Here is a 23,637-nt window from a genome sequence, read left to right as displayed (position 1 = left end):
CGAATTGAATTCGGGCACGCCGAATTCGATCCCGGAGGGAGATCGTGCTGGTGGTTGGGTTGCCGCTTCAGCGGCGGAGGTGCTGTCGCAGAACCGTTACGGCTCCGTGGCAACTCGAAGAACCTTACGTATCGAGGAGGGGCATGTCAACACCCTCCTGGCAACTTCTTTTCAGTCGAGGTCCGTGAGGCGGCCGCCGGCATCCGGCTGGGCGTCCTCCACGCGGCGCAGCAGGCGGGTCAGGACCTCGCCGAGGACTCCCCGCTCGTCGGAGGAGAGGTCCTGGAGAAGGTCCTCCTCGAAGCCGGAGGCGAGGCGCATCGCCTCGAGCCACTTGGCGCGGCCTTCGGTGGTGAGCTCGACGATGACTCGTACCCGGTTGGACTCGTCGCGGTCGCGGGTGACCAGGCCCTCGCCGACCATGCGGTCGATGCGGTGGGTCATGGCGGCCGGCGTGAGGCCGAGGCGCTTCGCCAGGTCGCCGGGGCCCATGCGGTACGGGGCGCCGGAGAGGACGAGGGCCTTGAGGACCTCCCACTCGGCGTTGGTGATGCCGAGGTTCGCGGTCTGGCGGCCGTAGGCGACGTTCATGCGCCTGTTGAGGCGGCCGAGCGCGGAGACGATCTGCTCGACCTGGGGGTCGAGGTCCTGGAACTCGCGCTGGTACGCGGCGATCTGCTCGTCGAGGGTCGGCTCACTGTCGCCGGGGTTGTCGCCCATGGCCCGAAGTATGGCACGGGCCGCTTGGCATTGAAGTCCTTCGGTGTGTATTGTTTAGATCCTAACTTTAGCTTCGAAGTCTTCACTTCTAACTCCTAAGGCAGGTGAAAGTGACCAGGGCGATGGGCGCAGCGATGCGTCGGATCCAGGTGGGCAGCGCGCTGAGTTCGTTCGGCGTCGGGTTCACGGTCCCGTTCCTCTATGTGTACGTCGCTGAGGTGCGAGGTCTGGGGGCAGGAGCGGCGGGCATCGTGCTCGCCGCCTTCGCCATGGCCGCTCTGGTCGTCCTGCCGTTCACGGGGCGGGCCATCGACCGCCGCGGTCCGGTGCCCGTCCTGGTCGTCGCCACGCTGGTGGCGGCGGTCGGTGCCCTCGGGCTCGGGCTCGCCGACGGTCGGACGACCGCGATCCTGTCGGCGGCGGTGCTCGGTGCGGGCACCGCGGTGATCCAGCCGGCGCTCGCCACGATGATCGTGTGGACGTCCACGCCGGACACCCGTACGCGCGCCTTCGCCATGCAGTTCTTCCTGCAGAACCTCGGCCTGGGCATCGGTGGGCTCATCGGCGGCCAGATCGTCGACGAGAGCCGCCCGTCGAGCTTCACGCTGCTCTTCGGTATCGAGGCCGTGATGTTCCTGGTGCTCGCCGGGGTCGTGGGTTTCGTGCGGATGCCGTACGCGCCGACGATCGGCGGGGCGGTGCCGAAGGGTGGCTCCGGGACGGGCGGCGGGCTGCGGGCGCTGTTCCGGCACCGGGCGATGGTGCAGCTGTGCGTCCTCGGGTTCGTGCTGTTCTTCGCCTGCTACGGGCAGTTCGAGTCGGGCCTGAGCGCGTACGGCGTGGAGGCGGCCGGGATCTCCCCGTCGACGCTGGGCATCGCGCTCGCCGCCAACACCGCGATGATCGTGGTCGCGCAGTTCGCGGTCCTGAAGTTCGTCGAGCGGCGCAGGCGGTCCCGGGTGATCGCCGCGGTCGGGCTCGTGTGGGCGATCGCGTGGCTCGCGGCCGGGTACGCGGGTGTGGGGCACGGCAGCCAGGCCATGGCGACGGCCGCGTTCATCTCGACGTACGCGCTGTTCGGTCTCGGCGAGGCGATGCTGTCGCCGACCGTGGCCCCGCTGGTCGCCGATCTGGCGCCGGCCGGGATGGTCGGGCAGTACAACTCGGCGTTCGCGCTGGTCAAGCAGCTCGCTCTGGCCGTCGGTCCGGCGGTCGGCGGGCCCATGGGGGCCGCGCTGCACGGTCCGTACATCGTGACGTTCGTGCTGTTCTCGCTGGGGATCACGTTCCTCGCGGTGCGGCTCGGGCGGCATCTGTCGCCCGTGCAGGACCAGCCGTCGCTGGCGAAGAGCCGGATCGTGGCGGAGGGCGGGGCTCCGGTCGAGCCGGTGCCCGCGACCGCGTCCGTCTGAGGCTCCGTCCGGATTACGGGGTGCGCGGCAGGGCGAATTCGCACCAGACCGCCTTGCCGCCGCCCGGGGTGCGCCGGGAGCCCCAGTTCGAGGCGATCGTGGCGACGATGGCGATGCCCCGGCCCGCCTCGTCGGCGGGTTCGGCGCGGCGGCGGCGTGGGAGGTGGTCGTCGCCGTCGGTGACCTCGATGATCAGTCGGCGGTCGGTGCGGCGGAGCCTGAGGCGCATGGGCGGGGTGCCGTGCTGGAGCGAGTTGGCCACGAGTTCGCTGGCGGCCAGGACGCCCAGGTCGCGCAGCTCGGGCGGGAAGCGCCAGCTGGCGAGTACCCCGGAGGCGAAGGCACGCGCGCGTGGGGCCGCTTCGACGCCGCCGAGGAGTTCCAGGGCGGCGTTGCGGAACAGCTCTCCGTCGGGTCCCGTGCGCGCCGGGTGCTGGAGGACGAGGACGGCCACGTCGTCGTCGTGGTCCGCGGTGACGCCTGCCGCGCGGATGAGGCGGTCGCACACCACCTGGGGTGTGCCGGTGGCGCCGGCGAGCGCGCGCTCCAGGGCCGCGACGCCTTCGTCGATGTCCTCGTCCCTGCGTTCGACCAGGCCGTCGGTGTACATGACGGCGGTCGATCCGGGGCCGAGCGGCACCGATCCCGAGGCGTGCAGCCAGCCGCCGGTGCCGAGCGGGGGTCCGGTGGGCTCTTCCGCGCGGTGGATCGTGCCGCTCTCGTCGCGTACGAGGATGGGGAGGTGGCCGGCCGACGCGTACACGAGGCGGCCTTCGTTCGGGTCGTGGACCGCGTAGACGCAGGTGGCGATCTGGTTGGCGTCGATCTCGATGGCGAGGCCGTCGAGGAGCTGGAGCACCTCGTGCGGCGGCAGGTCGAGGCGGGCGTAGGCGCGGACGGCGGTGCGCAGCTGGCCCATGACGGCGGCGGCGCGCACCCCCCGGCCCATGACGTCGCCGATGACGAGGGCGGTGCGGCCGCCGCCGAGGGTGATCACGTCGTACCAGTCGCCGCCGACCGCGGCCTCGGTGCCGCCCGGCTGATAGGTGGCCGCGATGCGCAGATCGTCGGGCTGTTCCAGCTCCTGGGGCAGGAGGGAGCGCTGGAGGGTGACGGCGGTCTCGCGCTGGCGGCGCTCGCTGGCGCGCAGCCGCTCGGCGGCCTCGGCGTGGTCGGTGACGTCCGCCGCGAAGACCAGCACACCGGAGCCGCCCGCCCCTTCGTGTGAGCCCTCTGCGCCGTCGGCCGGCACCGTCACGGGTGTGCAGGTGAACGTGTACGAGCGGCCGCCGGCCACCTTGCGGGACTTGACCGTGCGCGGCTTGGCGCTGCGCAGGACCTGGTCGAGCAGCGGCAGCAGGCCGAGTTCCTCCAGCTCGGGCAGCGCCTCGCGCGCGGGTGCGCCGGTGGGGCGGTCGCCGAAGGCCGCGACGTACGCGTCGTTCACGTACGCGATGCGGTGGTCGGGGCCGTGGACGAGGGCGACGAGGGCGGGGATGCGGTCGAGGACCTCGCGTGCGGGCAGGTCCTCGATGCCGGCGGCGGGCGCGAGCGCATCGCCGTCGGAAGCGTGTTCGTGGCGGGCGGCGGGCACGGCGCCTTCCCCTCGCTGGCTTTGGGAGACGCCATGGTCGGACCGCGCTGCCGCGCGGCGCTGCGTTCCGGGGAGCCGGGCGCTCCAGCGCGTGAAGTTCACTGTGGGGAAAGCCTCGTGAGGTCGGGTGGGGGCTCCCCTGCCCGGCCGGGGCCGGGAGCAGCGGGGAAGGGCAACGTGGCGGTCGGTCCGCCCACGGTCTGGGGCCGGCCAGGGTCATGGACCAGTCTGACCGACCGGACTGACATCCGTCAGACGCCGGTCCTTGAGGGGGAGTTCCCCGGTCCGGTCAGGTCGACCCCTTCGGGTCCCGCGGCGGGTTCGCCGGGGGGCTGTCGGGCGGGTTCCCCCCGGCCGCGAGTTCGAACTCCGCACGCGGGCGTTCGAGTGAGCCGAGGGAGACGATCTCGCGTTTGAAGAGCCCGGAGAGTATCCATTCGCTCAGGACACGGGCCTTCCGGTTCACGGTCGGCACCCGGCTCAGGTGGTAGACGCGGTGCATGAACCAGGCAGGGTAGCCCTTCAGCCTGCGCCCGTAGACGTGGGCGACACCCTTGTGCAGGCCGAGCGAGGCGACGGAGCCGGCGTATTCGTGCTCGTAGTCCGTCAGGGGTTCGCCGCGCAGGGAGGCCGCGATGTTGTCGCCGAGGACTCTGGCCTGGCGCACCGCGTGCTGGGCGTTGGGCGCACATTCCTTGCCCTCCTCGCCGGCCGTGATGTCGGGGACCGCTGCCGCGTCGCCCGCGCCCCACGCGTGCGGGGCGCCGTCGACGGCGAGCTGGGCGGTGCATGTGAGGCGGCCGCGTTCGTCGCGCGGCAGGTCGGTCGCGGCGAGCACGGGGTGCGGTTTGACGCCCGCGGTCCACACGACGGTGCGGGTCGGGAAGCGGGAGCCGTCGTCGAGGACGGCGACCCGGTCCTCGCAGGATTCGAGCCGGGTCCTCAGGCGTACGTCGATGTTGCGGCGGCGCAGTTCGCTGACGGTGTAGCGGCCCATCTCCTCGCCGACCTCGGGGAGGATGCGGTCGCTGGCCTCCACGAGGATCCATTTCAGGTCTTCCGCGGTGACGTTGTGGTAGTAACCGGCGGCGTAGCGGGCCATGTCCTCGAGTTCGCCGAGTGCCTCCACACCGGCGTAACCGCCCCCTACGAAGACGAAGGTGAGGGCCGCGTCGCGGATGGCGGGGTCGCGGGTCGAGGAGGCGATGTCCAGCTGTTCGATGACGTGGTTGCGCAGCCCGATGGCCTCTTCGACGGTCTTGAAGCCGATGCCGTGGTCGGCGAGTCCCGGCACGGGCAGGGTGCGCGAGACGGAGCCGGGGGCCAGGACGAGTTCGTCGTACGTGATCTCGACGGCGCCCGTGCCCTCCTCCTCGGTGGCGAGGGTGGTGAAGGTGGCGGTGCGCTTGCTGTGGTCGACGGACGTGACCTCGCCGACGATGACGCGGCAGCGGCCGAGGACGCGGCGCAGCGGCACGACGACGTGGCGCGGCGAGATGGATCCGGCGGCGGCCTCGGGCAGGAACGGCTGGTAGGTCATGTACGGGTCGGGGGTGACGACGACGATCTCGGTCCGGCCGCTTCTCAGTTCCGGTTTGAGTTTCTGCTGGAGGCGCAGGGCGGTGTACATCCCGACATAGCCGCCCCCTACGACGAGGACGCGCGTACGCGGGACTTCCGGGGCCGTCCCCCGGGAAGAAGCAGTCTTCGGCATCGGCACCACCCCATGACGCATCGGCCACTTGAGTTTGTCCACAGCCCCGGCAAATTGTGTGACCGGCGCTTACGCCGGCCGCCGGGTGGGCGAATTGCCGGAGTCCGGGACATGTCCGCAGGTCAGCGCGCATGTAGCGAGTGAGGTGCGGGGGTGCAATCGGGGTGGAATCGCCGCGTACTCCGTTCGGGGGGCGCTCCGTGCGGAACCTGCCCCTTCTGAATTGACTCCGGCTCAACTATGTTCGTGTGCTGTCGGGGTGTCGGGGGATGCGCTGACGGATCCGTCGGACGGATCCGTGGAACTGGCCTGTTCCTCACGCTCCGGTTGCCGATGGCGGGGAGTCTCCGGGGGGAGACGTCATTACCGGGGGAACACATATGCACATTCAGGACTCTCAATGGACTTCGACGGCTTCCGCTTCGGCCGTGGCCGGCGGACCGGCCACCGCGGGCGGTAACGGTCGCGGCGCGGGCGACAGTTCGCGTGCGGCGCCGCTGCGGGTGGATGCCCAGCGCAATCTGGAGCACGTCCTGCGCGCGGCGCGCGAGGTCTTCGGCGAGCTGGGGTACGGCGCGCCGATGGAGGACGTGGCGCGGCGGGCCCGGGTCGGTGTCGGCACGGTGTACCGGCGCTTCCCGAGCAAGGACGTACTGGTGCGGCGCATAGCCGAGGAGGAGACCTCCCGGCTGACCGACCAGGCGCGGGCCGCCCTCGGCCAGGAAGACGAGCCGTGGTCGGCGCTGGCGCGCTTCCTGCGCACGTCCGTCGCCTCCGGTGCGGGGCGGCTGCTGCCTCCGCAGGTGCTGCGCGTCGGCGTCGCCGACGAGCAGGCCGACGCGGCGGGCGCGGTCCGGGACGAGACGCGGGTTCCGCAGCAGCGGCACGCCGTCGTCCCGCCCGACCTGCGTCTCGTGGATCAGCGCACGCCCCCGGTCACCGAGGCCGTACCGGCGGACGACGCGGGCGCCGCGGCGCTGCTCGACGTCGTCGGGCAGCTCGTGGACCGGGCGCGCGCGGCGTCGGAGCTCCGCGAGGACGTGACGGTGGCGGACGTGCTGCTGGTCATCGCCACAGCGGCGCCTTCACTGCCGGACGCCGCACAGCAGGCCGCGGCGTCGTCGCGACTTCTGGACATCCTGCTCGAGGGGCTGCGGTCGCGGCCCGCGTAGGGGCGGGCGGCACCGTGTAGGACTGGGCTCGGCGAGGGCGCGACAGGTGTGGGGACGGCCGTGGGTGACGTGTGTGCGTCGCGCGCGGCCAACTCCCGTTTTTGGCACGTTCGTTGACCACTACCCGTACGAGTGAAAGCTAGTACTTCGTTGCACGAAGTTTCCCCGGACGAGTGGTTGACGGGCACTGGCAGGCGGTGCGGGCCACCCGTGTGGCACTCTTTCCCGCGTGTTCGGGTCTGAGTGTGCAGTCGGGGGCTTTCCGCGATGAGCGTTGACGGGCGGGACGAGCCACTCGAGAGCAGTGGTGCGGGCGACACCGAGACCGGTGGGCTGCCCGCGCCGCAGGTGCCGAGCCAGGGAGGTCCACTCCGGGACGGGGCACCGGACTCCGCACCCTCCGGGCCCTCAGCCCCCGCAGCCCCCTCCGCCGCCCCGGGTGAGAACCTCTCCGACCCGAGCGTGCCGCAGCAGCGGGAGCACGGCGTGGACGCGGGAACCTCCGTCCTGCCGTCCCCGCGGGAAACGCCTCCGGCGGACGCCGACCTGATCGCCCGTATGCGGTCCGGCGACGACACCGCGTACGAGGAGCTGTACCGCCGGCACTCGACCGCCGTCCACCGTTACGCACGCACCTGCTGCCGGGACGGGCACACCGCCGACGACCTCACGGCCGAGGTGTTCGCGCGCATGCTTCAGGCCGTGCGCGGCGGCAGCGGGCCCGAGCACGCGGTGCGCGCCTATCTGCTGACCACCGTGCGCCGCGTCGCCGCGGGCTGGACGAAGTCGGCGAAGCGTGAGCACCTGGTCGAGGACTTCGCGGTGTTCGCCCAGCAGGCCGCCCGCTCCAGCGAGGTCTCCGACGACGACACGCTGGATCTCGGCGCCGACGTCCGTGCGATGCACGAGGCCGAGCAGTCCATGGCCATGCAGGCCTTCCGGTCCCTGCCCGAGCGCTGGCAGGCCGTCCTGTGGCACACGGAGGTCGAGGACGAGTCGCCCAGCGAGGTCGCCACGCTCTTCGGGCTCGACGCCAACGGCACGCGCGTGCTGGCCAAGCGCGCCCGCGAGGGCCTCAAGGAGGCGTACCTCCAGGCCCATGTGAGTACCACCCTCACCCAGGACGAGGAGTGCGCGCGCTACGCCGACCGGCTCGGCGCGTACGCCCGCGGCAGCCTGCGCACCCGGGCCGAACGCGGTCTGCGCAAGCACCTGGAGGAGTGCGCCAAGTGCCGGCTCGCCGCCGGTCAGATCAAGGAAGTCGCCGGCGGGATCCCCGGTGTCGTGCCGGTCGCGGTCATCGGCTGGTTCGGTGCCGCCGGGTACGCGAAGGTGGTCGCGCTCATCGGGGGCGGCGCCGCGAGTGCGGCGGGCGCCGGTGCGGCGGCCGCGGCGGGCGGCAGCTCCGGAGGGGCCGCGGGCGGTGGCGCCGCGGCGTCCGAGGGGCTCGGCGCGCCCGTGAAGGCGGGCATCGCGGCCGGTGTGGTCGCGGCGGGCGTGGCCGTGGCGGTGGCGATCGCCCTCGCGGGCGACCCGCAGAAGCCCAAGCCGGAGGCGCACAAGGAGAAGCCGGCGGTCTCGCAGCCCATTACTCCGCCGAAGCCGACGCCTCCCCCGAAGCCGAAGCCCGAGCCGCCGGCCCCACCGCAGCCGACGCCTCCCCCCAAGCCCGCGCCGAAGCCGACCCCCACCCCGAAGCCGACGCCCAAGCCCACGCCTCCCCCGAAGCCTGCTCCCAAGCCGACGCCGAAGCCCACGCCCAAGCCGCCGCCCCCACCGCCGGCCCCGGCCGTCTACCAGCTCAATCAGCTGTCGTACGCCGGACTCGGCGACGGCACCAAGCCGGAGATCCGGCCCGGCGAGAGCAGCTGGATGTGGCAGCGCTATGGCCTGCGGATCGCGGACAAGCAGTACGCGAACGGGGTCACCGTCCACGCGACGTCCTCCGTGACCATCGACCTCAACCGCAGCTGCACCGCGTACGACGCCTTCGCCGGTGTCGACGACATGACGCTCGGCACGGGAGCCATGCGGTTCTCGGTGTATGCGGACGGGGTGCGGCTATGGAAGTCGCAGGTCCTCAGGGGCGGGGACCCGGCCGTTCCGGTTCATGTGAATCTCGCGGGACGCAAGGCGATCCGGCTGGTCACGGAGCCGCAGACGAAGTTCGACTCCCTCGCCGTCGGAGATTGGGCGGAGTCCCGTTTCACCTGCCGGTGAGCGGCCCTGGCCACAGCGTGAGCCCTACTGGTCGAAGCGGCGGACGCGTTCCGTCAGCATGGTGACCGCCTCGGCCGCCGACTGCCCCGCCCCCGCGGCGCGCGCTTCGGCGTACCGGGCGGCGCCCAGCGCGGCGACCGCCTCCGCCTCCAGCGCCTCGACCTCGGTGCGTTCGGGCAGCGGGCGTACGGCACCGCCGCGCCAGCCGTCGGACGCGGCCACCAGCCGTACCGCGCCCTCCGTGTCGCCCAGCTGGGCCAGGAACAGCGCCCCGCGGCCCGCGAGGTCCGCGCTGACGTTCTCCGCGCAGCGGTTCTCGACCGCGTACCGCAGGGCGTCGGTGAGGACCGCGAGGCCGCGCGCGGGCCCCGACTCGGCCGCGGTGATCCGCGCGTCGACACCTCCGACGGCCGCCGTGAACTGCGGCGGCGGCGTTCCGCGCGACGACTCCCTGGCCGCCTCGTCGCACAGCGCGCGGGCCCGTGCCACCTCGCCGTCCTCCACCGCCATCAGCGCGTTCAGGAGGTGCACGTACGCGTGGGGGTCCGGCACCCCGTACCGGTCGGCCTCCCCGCTCGCCTCGGACAGGAGCTTGCGGGCCGCTTCGGGTTCGCCGGAGCGGTAGGCGATCTCTCCGAGCCGGGCGATGAGGAACGGTGCCTCCGCGTACGCGCCCACCTCGTAGGCGAGGCGCAGCGCCTCCTCGAACTCGCCCTTCGCCTCGTCGAACCGGCTGCGCGCGACGGCCGCCTCACCGGCCGCGCTGCACACCTGGGCGCGCATCCACCGGTCCCCGACGCGGCGGCTGATGGTCCGCAGCTCGGCGACGTCGTCGTCGACGCCCGTGAGGTTGCCCGGCCCGTCGACGGCCGTGTGCGTACGGAACATGAGGGTGACGCCGGTCTCCCACTCGCCGCCGTACTCCCGGCAGTTGGCGACGGCCCGGTCGAGGGCGGCCCTGACGTCTTCCTGGTTGTCCAGGAAGTACACGGTGAACGGCCAGATGATGCCGGGGAAGCGTGCCCCCGCGGGCCCGGGCCGCGCGAAGGCGTCGCGCACCCGCACGAGGTACTCCCGGTCGGCCTCCCCGCGCAGGGCGCTCTCGGGTTCGGACTGGGCCACGAAGAAGATGTGCAGGAGGCGCAGCTCCATGAGCGGCCAGTACAGGGGGTCGTCCTCGTCCGCCAGATCGCCCACCACCGGGAACGTCCGGCCGTCGCGCGGGGGAACCCGGCAGCCGGACGGGGACGGGCGCTCCGGGCGGGGCGTCGGGAGCAGCTCCTCCAGGATGTGGCCGATCCACTCCGCGCCCTCCCTGCGGTAGTTGCGCAGCCACCAGAACCAGCCGGTGGCGAGGGCGAGTTCGACTGCGGACTCCGTGTCGCCGGTGACCGTGGAGCGGTGGAGCGCGGCGCGGAGGTTGTCGAGCTCCGTCTCCAGGCGCTCGATCCACGGGAGTTGCTCGGCGGAGCGCAGGAGCGGGTCGGCCTTCTCGACGAGCGCGCGGAAGCAGGCGACGTGGCGCCGCTCGGCCTCGGTACGCAGCTGTGGTGTCTCGGCGGCGCGTTCGGTCGCGTACTCGTGGATCGTCTCCAGCATCCGGTACCGCATGCTGCCGTTGCCCGGGGTGGCCACCAGGAGGGACTTGTCGACGAGCGCGCCGATCAGGTCGGATGCGGGTCCGGTGCAGACGACCTCCGCGGCCTCCAGGTCCCAGCCGCCGGCGAACACGGACGCCTCGCGCAGGACCGTGCGCTCCTGCTCGTCGAGGAGGTCCCAGGACCAGTCGACGACGGCGCGCAGGGTCTGCTGGCGGGGCAGTACGGTGCGGCTGCCGCTGGTCAGCAGGCGGAAGCGGTCGTCGAGCCGGTCCGCGATCTGGCGGGGGGTGAGGAGTCTGAGGCGGGCCGCGGCCAGCTCGATGGCGAGCGGCAGGCCGTCGAGGCGGCGGCAGATCTCGGCCACGGCCTCGGGGTCGCCGGTGACGTCGAAGTCGGGGCGCACGGCGCGGGCGCGCTCCGCGAACAGGCGGTGCGCGGGGTCGGGCGGCAGGGGTTCGACGGGGCGCACGGACTCGCCGGGCACGCCCAGGGGTTCGCGGCTGGTGGCGAGGACCGTGAGGCCGGGGCAGTGGGTGAGGAGGGTCTCGGCGAGCGCGGCCGCTGCGCCGATGACGTGTTCGCAGTTGTCGAGGATCAGGAGCAGGCTGCGCGCGGCGCAGTGCTCGACGAGCAGCGCCACGGGGTCGTCCTGCGGCGCTGTGTGCTCGCTGGTCATCAGGACGGTCTCGCGCAGGCCGAGGGCGCTGACGACGGCGCCGGCCACGGCCTCGGGCTGGTCCAGCGGGGCGAGCTCGGCGAGCCAGGCGCGGGGGTGTTCGGCGGCGGCTTCCTCGGCGAGGCGGGTCTTGCCGGAGCCGCCGGGTCCGGTGAGGGTGACGAGGCGGGCCGCTCGCAAGTCGGAACGGATGGCGTCGAGTTCGGGTTCCCGTCCGACGAACGAGTTGAGGCGTGGCCGCAGATTGCCGTCGCGCTGCGGCTGCCGGGGCGGCGCCGGGCGGCCGGGGACGGGGTCGAGCAAGTCGGCGTACAGCGCGGCCAGTTCGGGTCCGGGGTCCGCGCCGAGGCCGTCGGCGAGGGTGCGGCGGGCCGTCTCGTAGGAGGCGAGCGCGTCGGCGCCGCGGCCCGCGTCGCGCAGGGCGCGGATGAGTAGGGCGTGCAGCGGCTCGTCATACGGGTGGGCGTGCGTGAGTTCGGTCAGCTCCGGTACGACGTCTGCGGCGCGGCCGAGTTGCAGATCGGCCTCCACGCGCGCGCGTGCCGCTTCGAGGCGCTGGGCCTCGGGGCGGGTCGCGGCGGTGCGGTCGGCGAGGTCGGCGAGTGCGGGTCCGCGCCACAGGGCGAGCGCGTCGCCCAGGGCGCGGGAGGCGGTCGCCGGGTCGCGTGCCGTGAGGGCGGCCGTGCCCTCGCGGACGAGGCGCTCGAAGACGTACAGGTCTACGTCCTCGGGGCGGGCGGCGAGGCGGTAGCCGCCGCCCCCCTCCGATGTGACGGCGTCCTTGCCGAGGGCGCGGCGGAGCCGGCCGATGAGGGCCTGGAGGGCGGCGGTCGCGTCGGCCGGTGGCTCGTCGGCCCATACGTCGTCGATGAGCGCGTCCGCGGGGGCGGTTCGGCCGGCGTGCAGCGCGAGCGACGTGAGCAGGGCGCGCAGCCGCTGTCCGCCCACGGGCAGGGGTGTGCCTTGTTCGTCGTACGCCTCGGTGACGCCCAGAATTCGGTACCGCACGGGTCCATTCTCACGGGTGGGGGCGGCCTCAGTCGCGCGGATTCCGGTTCGGGGGTGCTGGGGGTTCGGGGGTGCTGGGGGGTTCGGGGGTGCTGGGGGCTCGGCTCTTCAGCGCCCGGCGCCCAGCGCGCCCCGCTGCGGTGCGACGCTCCCCGTGGGGACGGCGCGCTGGCGGGCCGGGGTGCCGGTCCAGCAGGTGCCGCGGCGGGCGATGAGGCGGCGCAGCCAGAGTTCGAGGGAGACCAGGTCGGCGAGGCCGTCCAGCGGCAGGGGTTCGCCGTCGGCCGCCGCGCGCAGGGCCTTGCGGACGACGCGGGCCTCGATCAGGCCGGTCTGGGCGAGGAGCGGGGTGTCGAAGAGCTGGATGAGGTGGTCGGCAAAGACGCGCAGGCCGGTGCGGGCCGCCGCGGCGGACGACGCGTGCGAGGGTGCGCCCCAGCCGGCGGGGAGTTCGCTGACGCCGGCGCCTTCGAGGACGGCGCGCAGGATGTCGGCGCGGGCGCCGGGCCGCACGCGGAGCGCCTCGGGCAGGGCGCGGGAGGCGCGGACGACCTGGTTGTCCAGGAAGGGGGCGTGCAGGCGCTGGAAGCGGACCTCGGCGGCCTGTTCGAGGACGCGCAGGTCGGCCGCGTGGCGGGCGAGCGCGGCGCGGGCCCGGAACGCGCCGGGCCGCTGCCCCGGTCCTGGCCCCGGACGCGTCACGCCGTCCTGGAGGCGAACCGATACTTCAGCGAGGGCCTCGCCCGTCAGCCAGCGCGCGGCGGGCCCCGGTCTCGCCCACGCGAGAGCCGCGAGCGACGCGCCGACCGCGCCCGCCTCGCCGCCCGGATCCTCGAAGTTCCGCTGCAACAGCCGCTCCGCAAGGCTTTCGACGCCCGCCCTGTACGGCGTGCGGGCCAGCTTGCGCGCCGCGCCGTACACGCGCGCGGGCACCAGCACGGAGCCGCCGTCCGCCTTGGCGAGCGCGGCGACCGGCTTGACCATGTGGCGCCGGCGCCGGTCCATGAGGAGGTCGGCGAGGCGGGCCGGGTGCGCGTCGAGGACCTGGCGGGCGCCGTAGCCGGTGAAGTGGTCGGCGCTGCCCGACAGGAGGCGTGCGCGGTGGCGGGCGGCGGTGATCAGGGAGGGGCCGGGCTCGTCGGTGAGGGGGCCGTCCAACTCGGCGTAGGGGAGCGCCTCTTCGCCCGCGGTGACGACGACGTGGTGCAGCCGGGGGTTCGCGGCGATGGCGCCCGCGCGCTGGAGTTCGGCCTCGCGTCCTTCGGCGCCCGCGGACAGGTCGTTGAAGGTGACGGCGAGGAGGCGTTCGCCCGCGCCCGTGCCGTGGCCGAGGACCGTGCCGGGCAGCCCGGGCAGGCCGGCCGCGAGCAGCGCGAGTGTTCCGGACGCGGGTCCTCCGGAGAGGTCGGCGCCGATGCCGGGCACGGGCATGCCGCGGGCCGCGCGCCGCTCGGCAGGGCCCATGCCGGGGACGGGCCCAGGGTCGATGTCGGCGCCGGGGACGTGCCGGGGCGCGGCGAGCCGGGCGCGTACGGCCTCGACGAGCGCGTCGCGCAGGGCGTCCACCGCGCCGGCCGGGTCGGCGGAGGGCGCGGCGACGGCGAGCGACGCGACCGGTTCGTAGCCGGCGATCTCGCGGGCACCGGCGCGCAGGATCAGCGCGTGGCCCGGCGGGATGCGGCGTACGCCCTGGTACGGCGTCGAGTCGTGCAGGGCCTCCGGCACGTCGGGGGCGGCGAGCAGGGCGGCGAGATGGCCGATGTCGAGGTGGGCCTCGATGAGGTCGGCGAGCGGCAGGGCGGCCGTCGCGTACGCGGTGCCGCCGGCCCAGGGTGTGTAGAACACGGGCCGTGCGCCCGCGAGATCACCGGCGATCATGAGGCGCCTGCCGACCTGGACGACGGCGGTGTAGCTGCCGGACCAGGCGGTGAGGTGGCGCAGGGCGCCCCCGCGCGCGGCGAACAGGCCGACCCGCAGCTGCTCGTCGGTGGCGCCGCAGGTGCCGAGTACGGCGATACGGGTCTGCTCGTCGGCGCTGACGATCCTGACCTCGTCCGGGCGCCAGTCGCCGACCGCCCACAGCGGATCGGGGTCGCCCCACAGGAGCTGGGAGCCCACGGGGTGGACGGTCTCCCCGTCGGGTCCGGTCGAGCCCGCGGACCCGAACCGCACGGGCCCGGCGGCGGTACTGCTCCACCCCACCAACCACCGCATCGCCGCCTCCACAGGCTGTGGACAGAACCTCGTCAGAAGGAATCAGAGGAAATCACAGGAACAGAGTCCCCATGCTGCCACGAAGGAGGCGTACGGGAGAGGCGACCGGGCGGCACGTGCGCCACCGAATGCGCCCCTTTTGAGCGGTAGTTGAACCCCCCGAGGGCCGCCCGGGGGCATCGGTGACGCCGTACGGCACCGTCGATATTCGGCCAAATCGGCTGTGGATGGCCAGACCTGTGCACACCACATCGGCCACGGCGCGCAACGCACGATCCGGGAGGCGCCCTTCACCTCCCGGACCGGTCCGCCGCCCGCGGGGATGAAGGCGGCGGTATCCCCCAGCCCGCTGGATCCAGTACAGCGGGCCGACCCACGCACCATCATGGAAGCGCTCCCCCCACGGCCGCAGAAGAGCGCACGCACAGGCGCACGGCCACACGGGCGGAGCACACCGTGACGGCGCCGCCCCGGGCACGCACTCCCGTACGGACAATATTCCCGCCATCCGGAACTATGCCCCTTAACGCTTGGGATCCGGCGAACTACGCTGGGTGTACGAATGCCGCGCGGTTATGCCACCGCGGCAGCCGGCTGTGTCGAGGGGTGGCGCATGTCCAGGGAGCAACGCGGGCCGAACGAGAAACTCGGCACCGTTCTCGCCCTCGCGGGAATCAGCAACGCAGGCCTGGCGCGGCGGGTCAACGACCTTGGCGCGCAACGCGGTCTGACGCTTCGCTACGACAAGACCTCGGTGGCCCGCTGGGTCTCCAAGGGCATGGTGCCGCAGGGCGCGGCGCCGCACCTCATCGCCGCCGCCATCGGCCAGAAGCTGGGCCGGCCCGTGCCGCTGCACGAGATCGGCCTGGCGGACGCGGACCCCGCGCCCGAAGTGGGCCTCGCCTTCCCGCGCGACGTGGGGGCGGCGGTGAAGTCGGCGACGGAGCTGTACCGCCTCGACCTCGCGGGCCGCCGCACGGGCGGCGGCATCTGGCAGTCGCTGGCCGGATCCTTCGCGGTGAGCGCGTACGCGACGCCCGCGTCGAGATGGCTGATAACGCCGGCCGACTCGTCGGTCGCACGCGACGCCCAGCCGCTGGAGAGCGGCGGGGACAACACGCCCCAGAAGGTCGGCCACAGCGACGTCCAGAAGCTGCGCGAGGCGGCCGAGGACGCGCGGCGCTGGGACTCCAAGTACGGGGGCGGCGACTGGCGTTCGTCGATGGTCCCCGAGTGCCTGCGGGTCGAGGCGGCCCCGCTGCTGCTCGGCGCGTACTCGGACGACGTGGGGCGCGCCCTGTTCGGGGCGAGCGCCGAACTGACGCGCCTGGCCGGGTGGATGGCGTTCGACACGGGCCAGCAGGAGGCGGCGCAGCGCTACTACATCCAGGCGCTGCGGCTCGCGCGCGCAGCGGCGGACGTGCCCCTGGGGGGCTACGTGCTGGCGTCGATGTCGCTCCAGGCGACGTACCGCGGGTTCGGCGACGAGGGGGTGGACCTGGCGCAGGCCGCCCTGGAGCGCAATCGCGGGCTCGCCACCGCCAGGACGATGAGCTTCTTCCGGCTCGTGGAGGCACGCGCACACGCGCGCGCCGGTGACGCGCACGCCGCGGGGGCCGCGCTGCGGGCCGCGGAGGGCTGGCTGGAGCGGGCGCGCGACGGGGACCACGACCCGTCATGGCTCGGCTTCTACTCGTACGACCGCCTCGCCGCCGACGCCGCCGAGTGCTACCGCGACCTGAAGGCCCCCCTCCAGGTGCGGCGCTTCACGGAGCAGGCCCTGTCGAAGCCCACGGAGGAGTTCGTGCGCTCGCACGGGTTACGCCTCGTGGTGTCGGCGGTCGCCGAGCTGGAGTCGGGGAACCTGGACGCGGCGTGCGAGCAGGGCACGCGCGCGCTGGAGGTGGCGGGGCGGATCTCGTCGGCCCGGACCACCGAGTACGTGAAGGACCTGCTGCACCGCCTCGAGCCGTACGGGGACGAGCCGCGCGTGGCGGAGCTGCGGGAGAGGGCGAGGCCGCTTTTGATGGCGCCGGCGTAGGGCAGCGGTGTGAAGGTACCGGTGCAGCCGAACGCCTACCGCCCGGGTTTGAACGCGTTGTCAGTGGCGCAGTGCAGTATCGGGGGCGGGAGGTGAGGCACGGTGATGACGAGCGGGTACGACTGCGATGTGCTGGTGATCGGCGGCGGGATCGTCGGTCTGTCGACGGCGTACGCCCTCACGCGCGCGGTTCCGGGCACCCGTGTGACCGTCCTGGAGAAGGAGCACGGCCCCGCCAGACACCAGACGGGGCGTAACAGCGGGGTCATCCACAGCGGCGTGTACTACCGCCCCGGCTCGCTCAAGGCCCGCTTCGCGGTGCGCGGCGCGGCCGAGATGGTCAAGTTCTGCGACGAGTACGGCATCGCGCACGCGGTCACCGGCAAGCTGATCGTGGCCACCGAGCGCGACGAGCTGCCCCGCCTGCACGCCCTGGTCCAGCGCGGCCGGGAGAACGGGATTCCGGTGCGGGAGCTCGGCCCCGCCCAGATCGGCGAGTACGAGCCGTATGTGCGCGGCCTCGCCGCGATCCACGTGGGCACGACGGGCGTCGCCGACTACGTGTCCGTGGCGCGGTATCTCGCCGAGGCCTCGGGCGCGGACATCCGCTACGGCGCGGAGGTGGTGCAGATCGACCGCCGCGCGGAGCGTGGCGTCGCGGTGCGCACGGCCGCCGGGGACGTCGTCCGCGGGCGCGTCCTGGTGAACTGCGCGGGGCTGCACTGCGATCGGATCGCCCGGCTCGCGGGGGACGACCCCGGCATGCGGATCGTCCCCTTCCGGGGTGAGTACTTCGAGCTGGCCCGCCCCGAGCTCGTGCGCGGCCTGGTCTATCCGGTGCCGGACCCGGCGTTCCCCTTCCTCGGCGTCCATCTCACGCGCGGCATCGACAAGAGCGTGCACGTCGGACCGAACGCGGTGCCGGCGCTGGCCCTCGAGGGTTACGACTGGTCGACGGTCAGACCGCGCGAGCTCGGCGCCACGCTGGCCTGGCCCGGCTCCTGGCGGATAGCGCGCCGGCACTGGCGGTACGGGGCCGGGGAGCTGCGCCGCTCGGTGTCCCGGGACGCTTTCACGTCGGCGGTGCGCAGGCTGCTGCCCGCGGTGACCGCGGACGACCTGGTGCCCGCGCCCGCCGGCGTCCGGGCGCAGGCGGTCCTGCGGGACGGGACCCTGGTCGACGACTTCCTGATCCGCGAGGCCCCGCGCACGGTGCATGTGCTGAACGCCCCGTCCCCCGCGGCGACGGCCTCGCTCCCGATCGGCCGCGAGATCGCCCGGCGGGCCCTGGCCGCGCTCGGGTCCTGAGCTCAGGTCGTGAGCTTGGGCCCCGGCCCGATCCGGCGTCTAAAATCGCCTCACTGTGTCTGAGTCACCCCACACCCCCGAAGCCCACACCCCTGAGGCCCCCGGTCCCGAAGCCTCCGGTCCCGTACGCGCCAAGGGCGAGCCGCGCTTCCCGGACGGGCCCGCGCCCGACCCCGCCGGTTCGCACTTCGAGCGGCGCATCCGCAGCTTCCAGCCCCGCCGCAGCCGCGTCACGACCGGCCAGGCGGACGCCCTCCAGCGGCTGTGGCCCCTGTGGGGCCTCGACATCGACGGTCAGCGCGTCCTCGACCTCGACGAGCTGTTCGACGGCAGGAAGCGCGTCGTCCTGGAGATCGGCTTCGGCATGGGCGAGGCGACGGCGCAGATGGCCGCCGACGACCCCGACACCGGCATCCTCGCGGTCGACGTGCACACCCCGGGCCAGGGCAACCTCCTGGCCCTCGCCGAGCGGAACAGCCTGACGAACGTACGGGTGGCGAACGGCGACGCGATCATCCTGCTCCGCGAAATGCTCCCCGCGGCCTCCCTCGACGGGCTGCGCGTCTACTTCCCCGACCCCTGGCCGAAGAAGCGCCATCACAAGCGGCGCCTGATCCAGCCGGAGTTCCTCAGCCTCGCCAAGGTCCCCCTCAAGCCGGGCGCCCTCGTGCACTGCGCGACCGACTGGGAGCCGTACGCCGAGCAGATGCTCGAAGTCCTGACCGAACACCCGGACTACGAGAACACGCAGGCCGACGGCGGATACGCGCCCCGGCCCGCGTTCCGCCCCCTCACGCGCTTCGAGGGACAGGGCCTGGACAAGGGCCATGTGGTCCACGACCTGCTCTTCGTGCGCGCGGAGCACGCACCGCAGTCCCCACCGGTCACCGCCGCGGACTGACATACCCCATCGCGGCCGGGCCCGTCCCCTCGTTAGGGTCAACGCTGTGGCGACCTATCCCTCGTATCCGAATGCGTTTCCGCACGCTCAGCCCGGAGCAGGCGCTCCCGGGCCCGGCACGCTGCGGCATCCACGCTGGTGGGAGCGGAAGGCCGTGCACGCCTGGGCGCTCGTCTCGCTCCTCGCGCTCTCCGGCCTGGTGATCCTCGCCCTCGTGCGCGAACAGACCGGCACCAAGGGGTTCCTGGTCGGGCTCTGCCTCGCGGTCCTGCCCGTCCCGCTGCTGATAGCCGCTTTCCGCTGGCTGGACCGGGTCGCGCCCGGCCCCTGGCGGAACCTGCTGTTCTCGTTCGCCTGGGGCGCCTGCGCCGCCGCGCTCATCGCGATCGTCGCCAACAGCTTCGCGACCCACTGGATCGCCACGAACTCGGCCGACCCCGCGAACGCCGACACCCTCGGCGCGACGGTCATAGCGCCCATCGTCGAGGAGTCCGCCAAGGCCTGCGCCGTCCTGCTCATCTTCCTGTTCCGCAGACGGGACTTCACCGGGATCGTCGACGGCGTCGTGATCGCCGGGGTCACCGCCACCGGCTTCGCGTTCACCGAGAACATCCTCTATCTGGGCAACGCCTTCGGCACCGACCAGTTGAACAGCGGCACCGGCATGGCCTCGGTGACCGCCGCCACCTTCTTCGTACGCATCGTCATGTCGCCGTTCGCGCACCCCCTGTTCACGGTGCTCACCGGCATCGGCTTCGGCTTCGCGGCGTGGACCGCGCCCGGCCGCGGGCCGGTGCGGCGCGTCCTGCTGCCCATCGCCGGACTGCTGCTCGCGATGGGCATGCACGCCACGTGGAACGGCTCGTCGGCGTTCGGCCAGTTCGGGTTCTTCGGGGTCTACGCGCTGTTCATGATGCCCGCGTTCGGGCTGCTGACCTGGCTCGCGATCGGGACCCGCCAGCGCGAACTGCGCACCGTGCGCTCCGAGCTGCCCGCGTACGCGGCGGCCGGCTGGGTCGGCCCGGACGAGCCGTTCGCCCTCGGCTCGATGCGCGCGCGCCGCCTGGCCCGCGAGTTCGCACAGCACCACGGCGGCAAGGAGACGGCCAAGGTCGTCGCCCAGTACCAGCAGTACGCGACGTCACTCGCGCTGCTGCGCCACCGCGGCCGGCGCGGCCGGGCCGGCACGGACTATGTCGTACGGGAGCGGGAGCTGCTCGACGAGCTGTGGGCGCGGCGCCACGCGGCCCGCCCCGCCCTCGCCTACGCGGCCCGCGCCACCGCACCGCCCGTGTGGGTGCCGCCGATGTACGCGGGCCCGGTGTACGCGGGGCCGGTCGCCCAGTTCCCCGCGCACAACGCGCACAACGCGCACAATCCGTACCGCTACTGAGAGCGCCTCCGGATCAGGCGGACGCCTCCGTGAGCTTCGAGAGCTCCGCGTCCGTCAGCTCCAGGTCGGCCACGGCCACCAGCGCAGGCAGCTGCTCCACGGTGCGGGCGGACGCGATCGGGGCGGCCACCGTCGGGCGGGACGCGAGCCAGGCGAGGGCGACCGTCGCGACCTCGGCGCCGTGCGCCTGCGCCACCTCGTCGAGGGCCTTGAGGACGCGCACACCGCGCTCGGTCTGCAGGTGCTGGCCCGCGCCCGCGGCCCGCGCGCTGTCGACCTCGGTGCCCGGCCGGTACTTGCCCGTCAGGAACCCGGCCGCCAGGGCGTAGTACGGGACGGCCGCGAGACCGCTCCGCGAGGCGACCTCCTGGAGCCGGCCCTCGTAGGTGTCGCGCGAGACGAGGTTGTAGTGCGGCTGGAGCGCCGCGTAGCGGGCGAGGCCCTCGCGGTCGGAGAAGTCCAGGGACTCCTGGAGGCGCTCCGGGGTCAGGTTCGACGCGGCGATGGCGCGCACCTTGCCGGCCGTCACCAGCTCGTCGAGGGCGGTGATGATCTCCTCGACCGGCACGGACGGGTCGTCGAAGTGCGTGTAGTAGAGGTCGATGTAGTCGGTGCCGAGGCGGCGCAGGGACTCCTCGGCGGCGGACTTGATGGTGTTCGGGGACAGGCCCTTGAAGTCGGGGTGGGCGCCGACCTTGGTGGCGATGACGACATCGGAGCGGTTGCCGCGTGCGGCCAGCCACTTGCCGATGACGGTCTCGGACTCGCCGCCCTTGTTGCCCGGGACCCACGCCGAGTACGCGTCGGCCGTGTCGACGAAGTTGCCGCCCGCGGCGACGTACGCGTCGAGCACGGCGAAGGACTGCGCCTCGTCGGCGGTCCAGCCGAACACATTGCCGCCGAGGGAGAGCGGGAACACCTCGAGGTCTGACGAGCCAAGCTTGCGAAGAGAAGTCATGTCCTGCCAGAACACCGATATGGATCAAGATATTCCGGGCACGGCGAACCGGCAGCCCTGACGTCGGGGGGTTGCCGTCAGGACCGCCGGGGTTCGGAGGGTTACGAGTCTCAGATCGTCAGGCCGTTGGAACGCAGCCACGGCGCGGGGTCGACCCCGGTCGCCTGGCCGCCGGGGTGGACCTCCAGGTGGAGGTGCGGCCCGGTCACGTTGCCGGTGGCGCCGACACGGCCGATGACGTCGCCGCTGGTCACCTTCTGGCCCGCGCTGACGTTGAGGGACGACTGGTGGCAGTACCAGAGCTCGGTGCCGTCCGGCAGCTCCAGGACGGTGCGGTAGCCGTACGCGCCCGCCCAGCCGGCCTCCTTGACGGTGCCGGAGTGGATCGCCTTCAGCGGCGTACCCGTCGGAGCGGCGAAGTCGAGACCCGTGTGGTAGCCGGAGGACCACATCGAGCCGGGCTGACCGAAGGTGCCGGTGATCGTGTAGGAGGCGACCGGCAGCGTGAAGCTCTTGGCGAGCTCGGCGAGGCGCTCGGCCTCGGCCTTCTTCTTCGCGGCCTCCTCCGCCGCCTTCTTGTCGGCGGCGGCCTTGGCGGTGGCGGCGTCCCGCTCCTTGGCGGCGTCGTCGGCGGCCTTCTTCGCGGCGGCCTGCTCGGCGGCTGCGGCCTCGGCCTCGGCGGCCTGGTCCTGCTGCTGCTCGGCCTGCTGCATGATGCGGGCGCGCAGGGCCTCACCGGCGGTCGTGCCCTGCTGGGCGTCCGCGGTGCTGACACCGGCTTCGGTCAGCGGGCTCGCGGAGGGGCCGGACGAGTCATCGGAGCCGTCGGATATCAGCGCGCCCACGCCGGGCAGCGACTTGGCGTCCGGCAGCGAGTCCTTGACGGCCGAGAGGTCGGGCATCGAGATGTGTACGGGAGGCTTGCCGCCCTGCGCGGTGGCGATGCCGCCCGCGCCGACGGCCGCGATCACGCCGACACCGAGAACAGTGGAGCTGCGCGCGAGACCGCCGCGCTGCTTGGCTACGCGGTGCCTGCCGCGTACGGGGCGGACGGACTCCTCGGTGGGGTTCCACTCCTCCCAGGTCCGCTCGTCCGTTTCGCCGAACTCTTCGTCGATCGGCGCATAGGAGAACTCTGGGGCAGGCCGGTTGGACGCCACTGGGGCGCGCTCCTTTCCTTCCTTCTCGCCTACCGGGTTAGCTGACGGGTTCGGAGCAGGAAGGTCTCCTACCGACGCCTTCCGCAAGGAAAGACGTCCGATTCACCCCAAGTTGGTGGTTCCCCGGCTCCCTTGCGGGATTAGGCGCGTGCGCACGGAGCCATCTCTTGTGACGGCTGGGACGACCGCGCTGCGTTATCGAACGTTAATAGACACCGGTGCCCGATTCCAAGCCGTTCCGACTGATCGTTAACGCCTTTGGCCTGGACTTAACGGGGCACGAGCGGGCGGAACCGGGCGAGTTGACCTGCCGTCGGAACGGGCCGTTCATCTGACGGTTTGTCAAATGTTATGCGCAGCGACGCCGTTCGACTACATAAGGTGATGACGGCACTCACCGCTGCTTCACGGCTGCTTCACGGCCGCCTCACCGCGAGCAGTGCCATGTCGTCCGTCGTGCCGCCGCCGGTGTGCCGGCGGACCTCGGCGGTGAGCGCGGCCAGCAGCGGATCGGGCCCCGAGAACATCCGCCCCGCGAGCCGGGCCGCCGGGTCGTAGAAGGTGCCCTGCGCGTCGCGCGCCTCCGAGAGACCGTCGGTGTGGAGCAGCAGCGTCGCCCCGCTCGGGAACTCCGTCTCGGACGCACGGTCGGGCCAGGTGCCGAGGTCTCCCATCCCGAGCGGCAGCGCGGGCTCCGGCGCCGACAGGACCTTGAGCGCCCCGTCGCCGCCCAGGAGCAGGGGTTCCGGGTGGCCGCGGTTGATGACGCGTACGAGGCCGTTGCCGTGCGGGATCTCGGCGAGCACAGCCGTGGTGAAGCCCTCGAACTCGTCGAGGCCCTTGCGCCGCAGCCCCTCCCGCGCGAGCGCCCGCTCCAGGCGCTGCGCGACCGCCTCCAGGGTCGCCTCCTGCTCGGCCGCCTCCCGGAAGGCGCCGATGACGACGGCCACGGCGGACACCGCGCCCATGCCCTTTCCGCGCACGTCGCCCACGACGAGCCGCACGCCGTGCGGGGTGTCCTGCACCGCGTACAGGTCGCCCCCGATGAAGGCCCCCGCCTGGGCGGCCTCGTAGCGGGCCGCGATCTCCAGGCCGCCGATGCGCTCGGCGGGCTCGGGCAGGACGGCGCGCTGGGCCGCCTCGGCGATCTGGCGCACGGAAGTGAGCTGCTCACTGCCGCGCCGCACGACGCGGTTCATGACACAGGCGAGTACGGCGACGGTGGCGACCGTGACGAGTTCGGTGATGGCGTCGGTGTCATAACTGCGGGTGTATCTGAGATGCACCCCGAGTACGACGGCGACGGTCGCGAGGCCGGTCAGGAAGGTGCCGCGGGGCGAGAAGAACGGGGCCGCGACGAGCGGGGCGGCGGTGAACAGGGGCACGCCGGTGAACGTCGACGGCGTGACGTAGTCGTAGATCGCCCCGGCAATGATGAGCAGCACGGGCAGCAGACGTACGAAGAACCGGGCCCGGGACAGGCCCTGCTCCGCCTCTCGCCCGTGTCCACCTCGCTGCCCCACCGCTCGTCTCCCGCCACCGTCC

Annotated in this window: 15 protein-coding genes and 1 riboswitch; of the genes, 7 read left to right on the top strand and 8 right to left on the bottom strand. The window is 73.1% G+C overall.

All coding sequences use genetic code 11. From position 1 onward, the window contains the following. Positions 1 to 171 precede the first annotated feature (171 nt). Positions 172 to 720 (bottom strand): MarR family winged helix-turn-helix transcriptional regulator, encoded by a 549-nt coding sequence (locus tag OHA58_RS18805; RefSeq protein ID WP_100598978.1) that lies wholly within the window; start codon positions 718 to 720, stop codon positions 172 to 174. Between the two features lie 122 nt (positions 721 to 842). On the opposite strand from OHA58_RS18805, the gene OHA58_RS18800 reads away from it, so the two are divergent. Then, the gene (locus tag OHA58_RS18800) at positions 843 to 2,132 is read left to right on the top strand and encodes an MFS transporter (RefSeq protein WP_405480070.1); all 1,290 of its coding nucleotides are present in this window, start codon (positions 843 to 845) and stop codon (positions 2,130 to 2,132) included. Between the two features lie 13 nt (positions 2,133 to 2,145). Here OHA58_RS18800 and OHA58_RS18795 read toward each other — a convergent pair whose 3' ends face one another. Both OHA58_RS18795 and OHA58_RS18790 read right to left on the bottom strand, forming a co-directional pair. Then, entirely contained in the window at positions 2,146 to 3,828 is a 1,683-nt protein-coding gene (locus OHA58_RS18795; RefSeq protein ID WP_405480069.1) for a SpoIIE family protein phosphatase, read from the bottom strand. A gap of 187 nt (positions 3,829 to 4,015) precedes the next feature. After that, the gene (locus tag OHA58_RS18790) at positions 4,016 to 5,440 is read right to left on the bottom strand and encodes an NAD(P)/FAD-dependent oxidoreductase (protein WP_405480067.1); all 1,425 of its coding nucleotides are present in this window, start codon (positions 5,438 to 5,440) and stop codon (positions 4,016 to 4,018) included. Between the two features lie 380 nt (positions 5,441 to 5,820). On the opposite strand from OHA58_RS18790, the gene OHA58_RS18785 reads away from it, so the two are divergent. After that, on the top strand, positions 5,821 to 6,612 hold the full coding sequence (locus OHA58_RS18785; protein ID WP_405480066.1) for a TetR/AcrR family transcriptional regulator: 792 nt from the start codon (positions 5,821 to 5,823) through the stop codon (positions 6,610 to 6,612). A 267-nt stretch (positions 6,613 to 6,879) separates the two neighbouring features. After that, positions 6,880 to 8,832, top strand: coding sequence for a sigma-70 family RNA polymerase sigma factor (locus tag OHA58_RS18780; protein ID WP_405480064.1), 1,953 nt, complete (start codon positions 6,880 to 6,882; stop codon positions 8,830 to 8,832). A gap of 24 nt (positions 8,833 to 8,856) precedes the next feature. Here OHA58_RS18780 and OHA58_RS18775 read toward each other — a convergent pair whose 3' ends face one another. Both OHA58_RS18775 and OHA58_RS18770 read right to left on the bottom strand, forming a co-directional pair. Beyond that, complete coding sequence (locus OHA58_RS18775; RefSeq protein ID WP_405480063.1) at positions 8,857 to 12,117, bottom strand: BTAD domain-containing putative transcriptional regulator; 3,261 nt, start codon at positions 12,115 to 12,117, stop codon at positions 8,857 to 8,859. Between the two features lie 108 nt (positions 12,118 to 12,225). Continuing rightward, positions 12,226 to 14,331 (bottom strand): asparagine synthase-related protein, encoded by a 2,106-nt coding sequence (locus OHA58_RS18770; RefSeq protein ID WP_405480062.1) that lies wholly within the window; start codon positions 14,329 to 14,331, stop codon positions 12,226 to 12,228. 613 nt (positions 14,332 to 14,944) lie between these two features. Between OHA58_RS18770 and OHA58_RS18765 the strand changes: the two genes are divergently transcribed. From OHA58_RS18765 to OHA58_RS18750, 4 genes are all read left to right on the top strand, one after another. Beyond that, positions 14,945 to 16,372, top strand: coding sequence for an MFS transporter (locus OHA58_RS18765; RefSeq protein ID WP_405480061.1), 1,428 nt, complete (start codon positions 14,945 to 14,947; stop codon positions 16,370 to 16,372). Positions 16,373 to 16,477: 105 nt separating this feature from the next. After that, positions 16,478 to 17,680 (top strand): L-2-hydroxyglutarate oxidase, encoded by a 1,203-nt coding sequence (lhgO, locus tag OHA58_RS18760; RefSeq protein WP_405480060.1) that lies wholly within the window; start codon positions 16,478 to 16,480, stop codon positions 17,678 to 17,680. Positions 17,681 to 17,735: 55 nt separating this feature from the next. After that, positions 17,736 to 18,581 carry a tRNA (guanosine(46)-N7)-methyltransferase TrmB gene (gene trmB / locus OHA58_RS18755; RefSeq protein WP_405480059.1) on the top strand — a complete coding sequence of 282 codons (846 nt, stop codon included), beginning with the start codon at positions 17,736 to 17,738 and terminating at the stop codon, positions 18,579 to 18,581. Between the two features lie 46 nt (positions 18,582 to 18,627). After that, on the top strand, positions 18,628 to 19,974 hold the full coding sequence (locus OHA58_RS18750) for a PrsW family intramembrane metalloprotease (RefSeq protein ID WP_405480058.1): 1,347 nt from the start codon (positions 18,628 to 18,630) through the stop codon (positions 19,972 to 19,974). A 13-nt stretch (positions 19,975 to 19,987) separates the two neighbouring features. On the opposite strand, the gene OHA58_RS18745 is transcribed toward OHA58_RS18750, so the two are convergent. The 3 genes from OHA58_RS18745 to OHA58_RS18735 all read right to left on the bottom strand — a co-directional run bounded on the left by OHA58_RS18745 (position 19,988) and on the right by OHA58_RS18735 (position 23,615). Next, positions 19,988 to 20,932 carry an aldo/keto reductase gene (locus OHA58_RS18745; protein WP_405480056.1) on the bottom strand — a complete coding sequence of 315 codons (945 nt, stop codon included), beginning with the start codon at positions 20,930 to 20,932 and terminating at the stop codon, positions 19,988 to 19,990. A gap of 110 nt (positions 20,933 to 21,042) precedes the next feature. Then, positions 21,043 to 22,092 carry a M23 family metallopeptidase gene (locus OHA58_RS18740; RefSeq protein WP_405480054.1) on the bottom strand — a complete coding sequence of 350 codons (1,050 nt, stop codon included), beginning with the start codon at positions 22,090 to 22,092 and terminating at the stop codon, positions 21,043 to 21,045. 11 nt (positions 22,093 to 22,103) lie between these two features. Then, positions 22,104 to 22,249: riboswitch (cyclic di-AMP (ydaO/yuaA leader) on the bottom strand. A 259-nt stretch (positions 22,250 to 22,508) separates the two neighbouring features. Next, a complete protein-coding gene (locus tag OHA58_RS18735; RefSeq protein WP_405480053.1) occupies positions 22,509 to 23,615 on the bottom strand; it encodes a PP2C family protein-serine/threonine phosphatase in 1,107 nt (368 codons plus the stop codon). Positions 23,616 to 23,637: the final 22 nt, after the last annotated feature.

The sequence above is a fragment of the Streptomyces sp. NBC_00009 genome (assembly GCF_045040855.1).
Classification (GTDB): Bacteria; Actinomycetota; Actinomycetes; order Streptomycetales; family Streptomycetaceae; genus Streptomyces; species Streptomyces aureus.
The sequence above is the reverse complement of the archived record's forward strand: the minus strand, read 5'-3'. Positions and strand labels throughout refer to the sequence as shown.

Excerpts from the sequence above, each read along its gene's own strand:
- OHA58_RS18805 (WP_100598978.1), bottom strand. The coding sequence starts at position 720 with ATGGGCGACAACCCCGGCGACAGTGAGCCGACCCTCGACGAGCAGATC.
- OHA58_RS18800 (WP_405480070.1), top strand. The coding sequence starts at position 843 with ATGGGCGCAGCGATGCGTCGGATCCAGGTGGGCAGCGCGCTGAGTTCG.
- OHA58_RS18790 (WP_405480067.1), bottom strand. The coding sequence starts at position 5,440 with ATGCCGAAGACTGCTTCTTCCCGGGGGACGGCCCCGGAAGTCCCGCGT.
- OHA58_RS18785 (WP_405480066.1), top strand. The coding sequence starts at position 5,821 with ATGCACATTCAGGACTCTCAATGGACTTCGACGGCTTCCGCTTCGGCC.
- OHA58_RS18780 (WP_405480064.1), top strand. The coding sequence starts at position 6,880 with ATGAGCGTTGACGGGCGGGACGAGCCACTCGAGAGCAGTGGTGCGGGC.
- OHA58_RS18770 (WP_405480062.1), bottom strand. The coding sequence starts at position 14,331 with ATGCGGTGGTTGGTGGGGTGGAGCAGTACCGCCGCCGGGCCCGTGCGG.
- OHA58_RS18765 (WP_405480061.1), top strand. The coding sequence starts at position 14,945 with ATGTCCAGGGAGCAACGCGGGCCGAACGAGAAACTCGGCACCGTTCTC.
- lhgO (WP_405480060.1), top strand. The coding sequence starts at position 16,478 with ATGACGAGCGGGTACGACTGCGATGTGCTGGTGATCGGCGGCGGGATC.
- OHA58_RS18745 (WP_405480056.1), bottom strand. The coding sequence starts at position 20,932 with ATGACTTCTCTTCGCAAGCTTGGCTCGTCAGACCTCGAGGTGTTCCCG.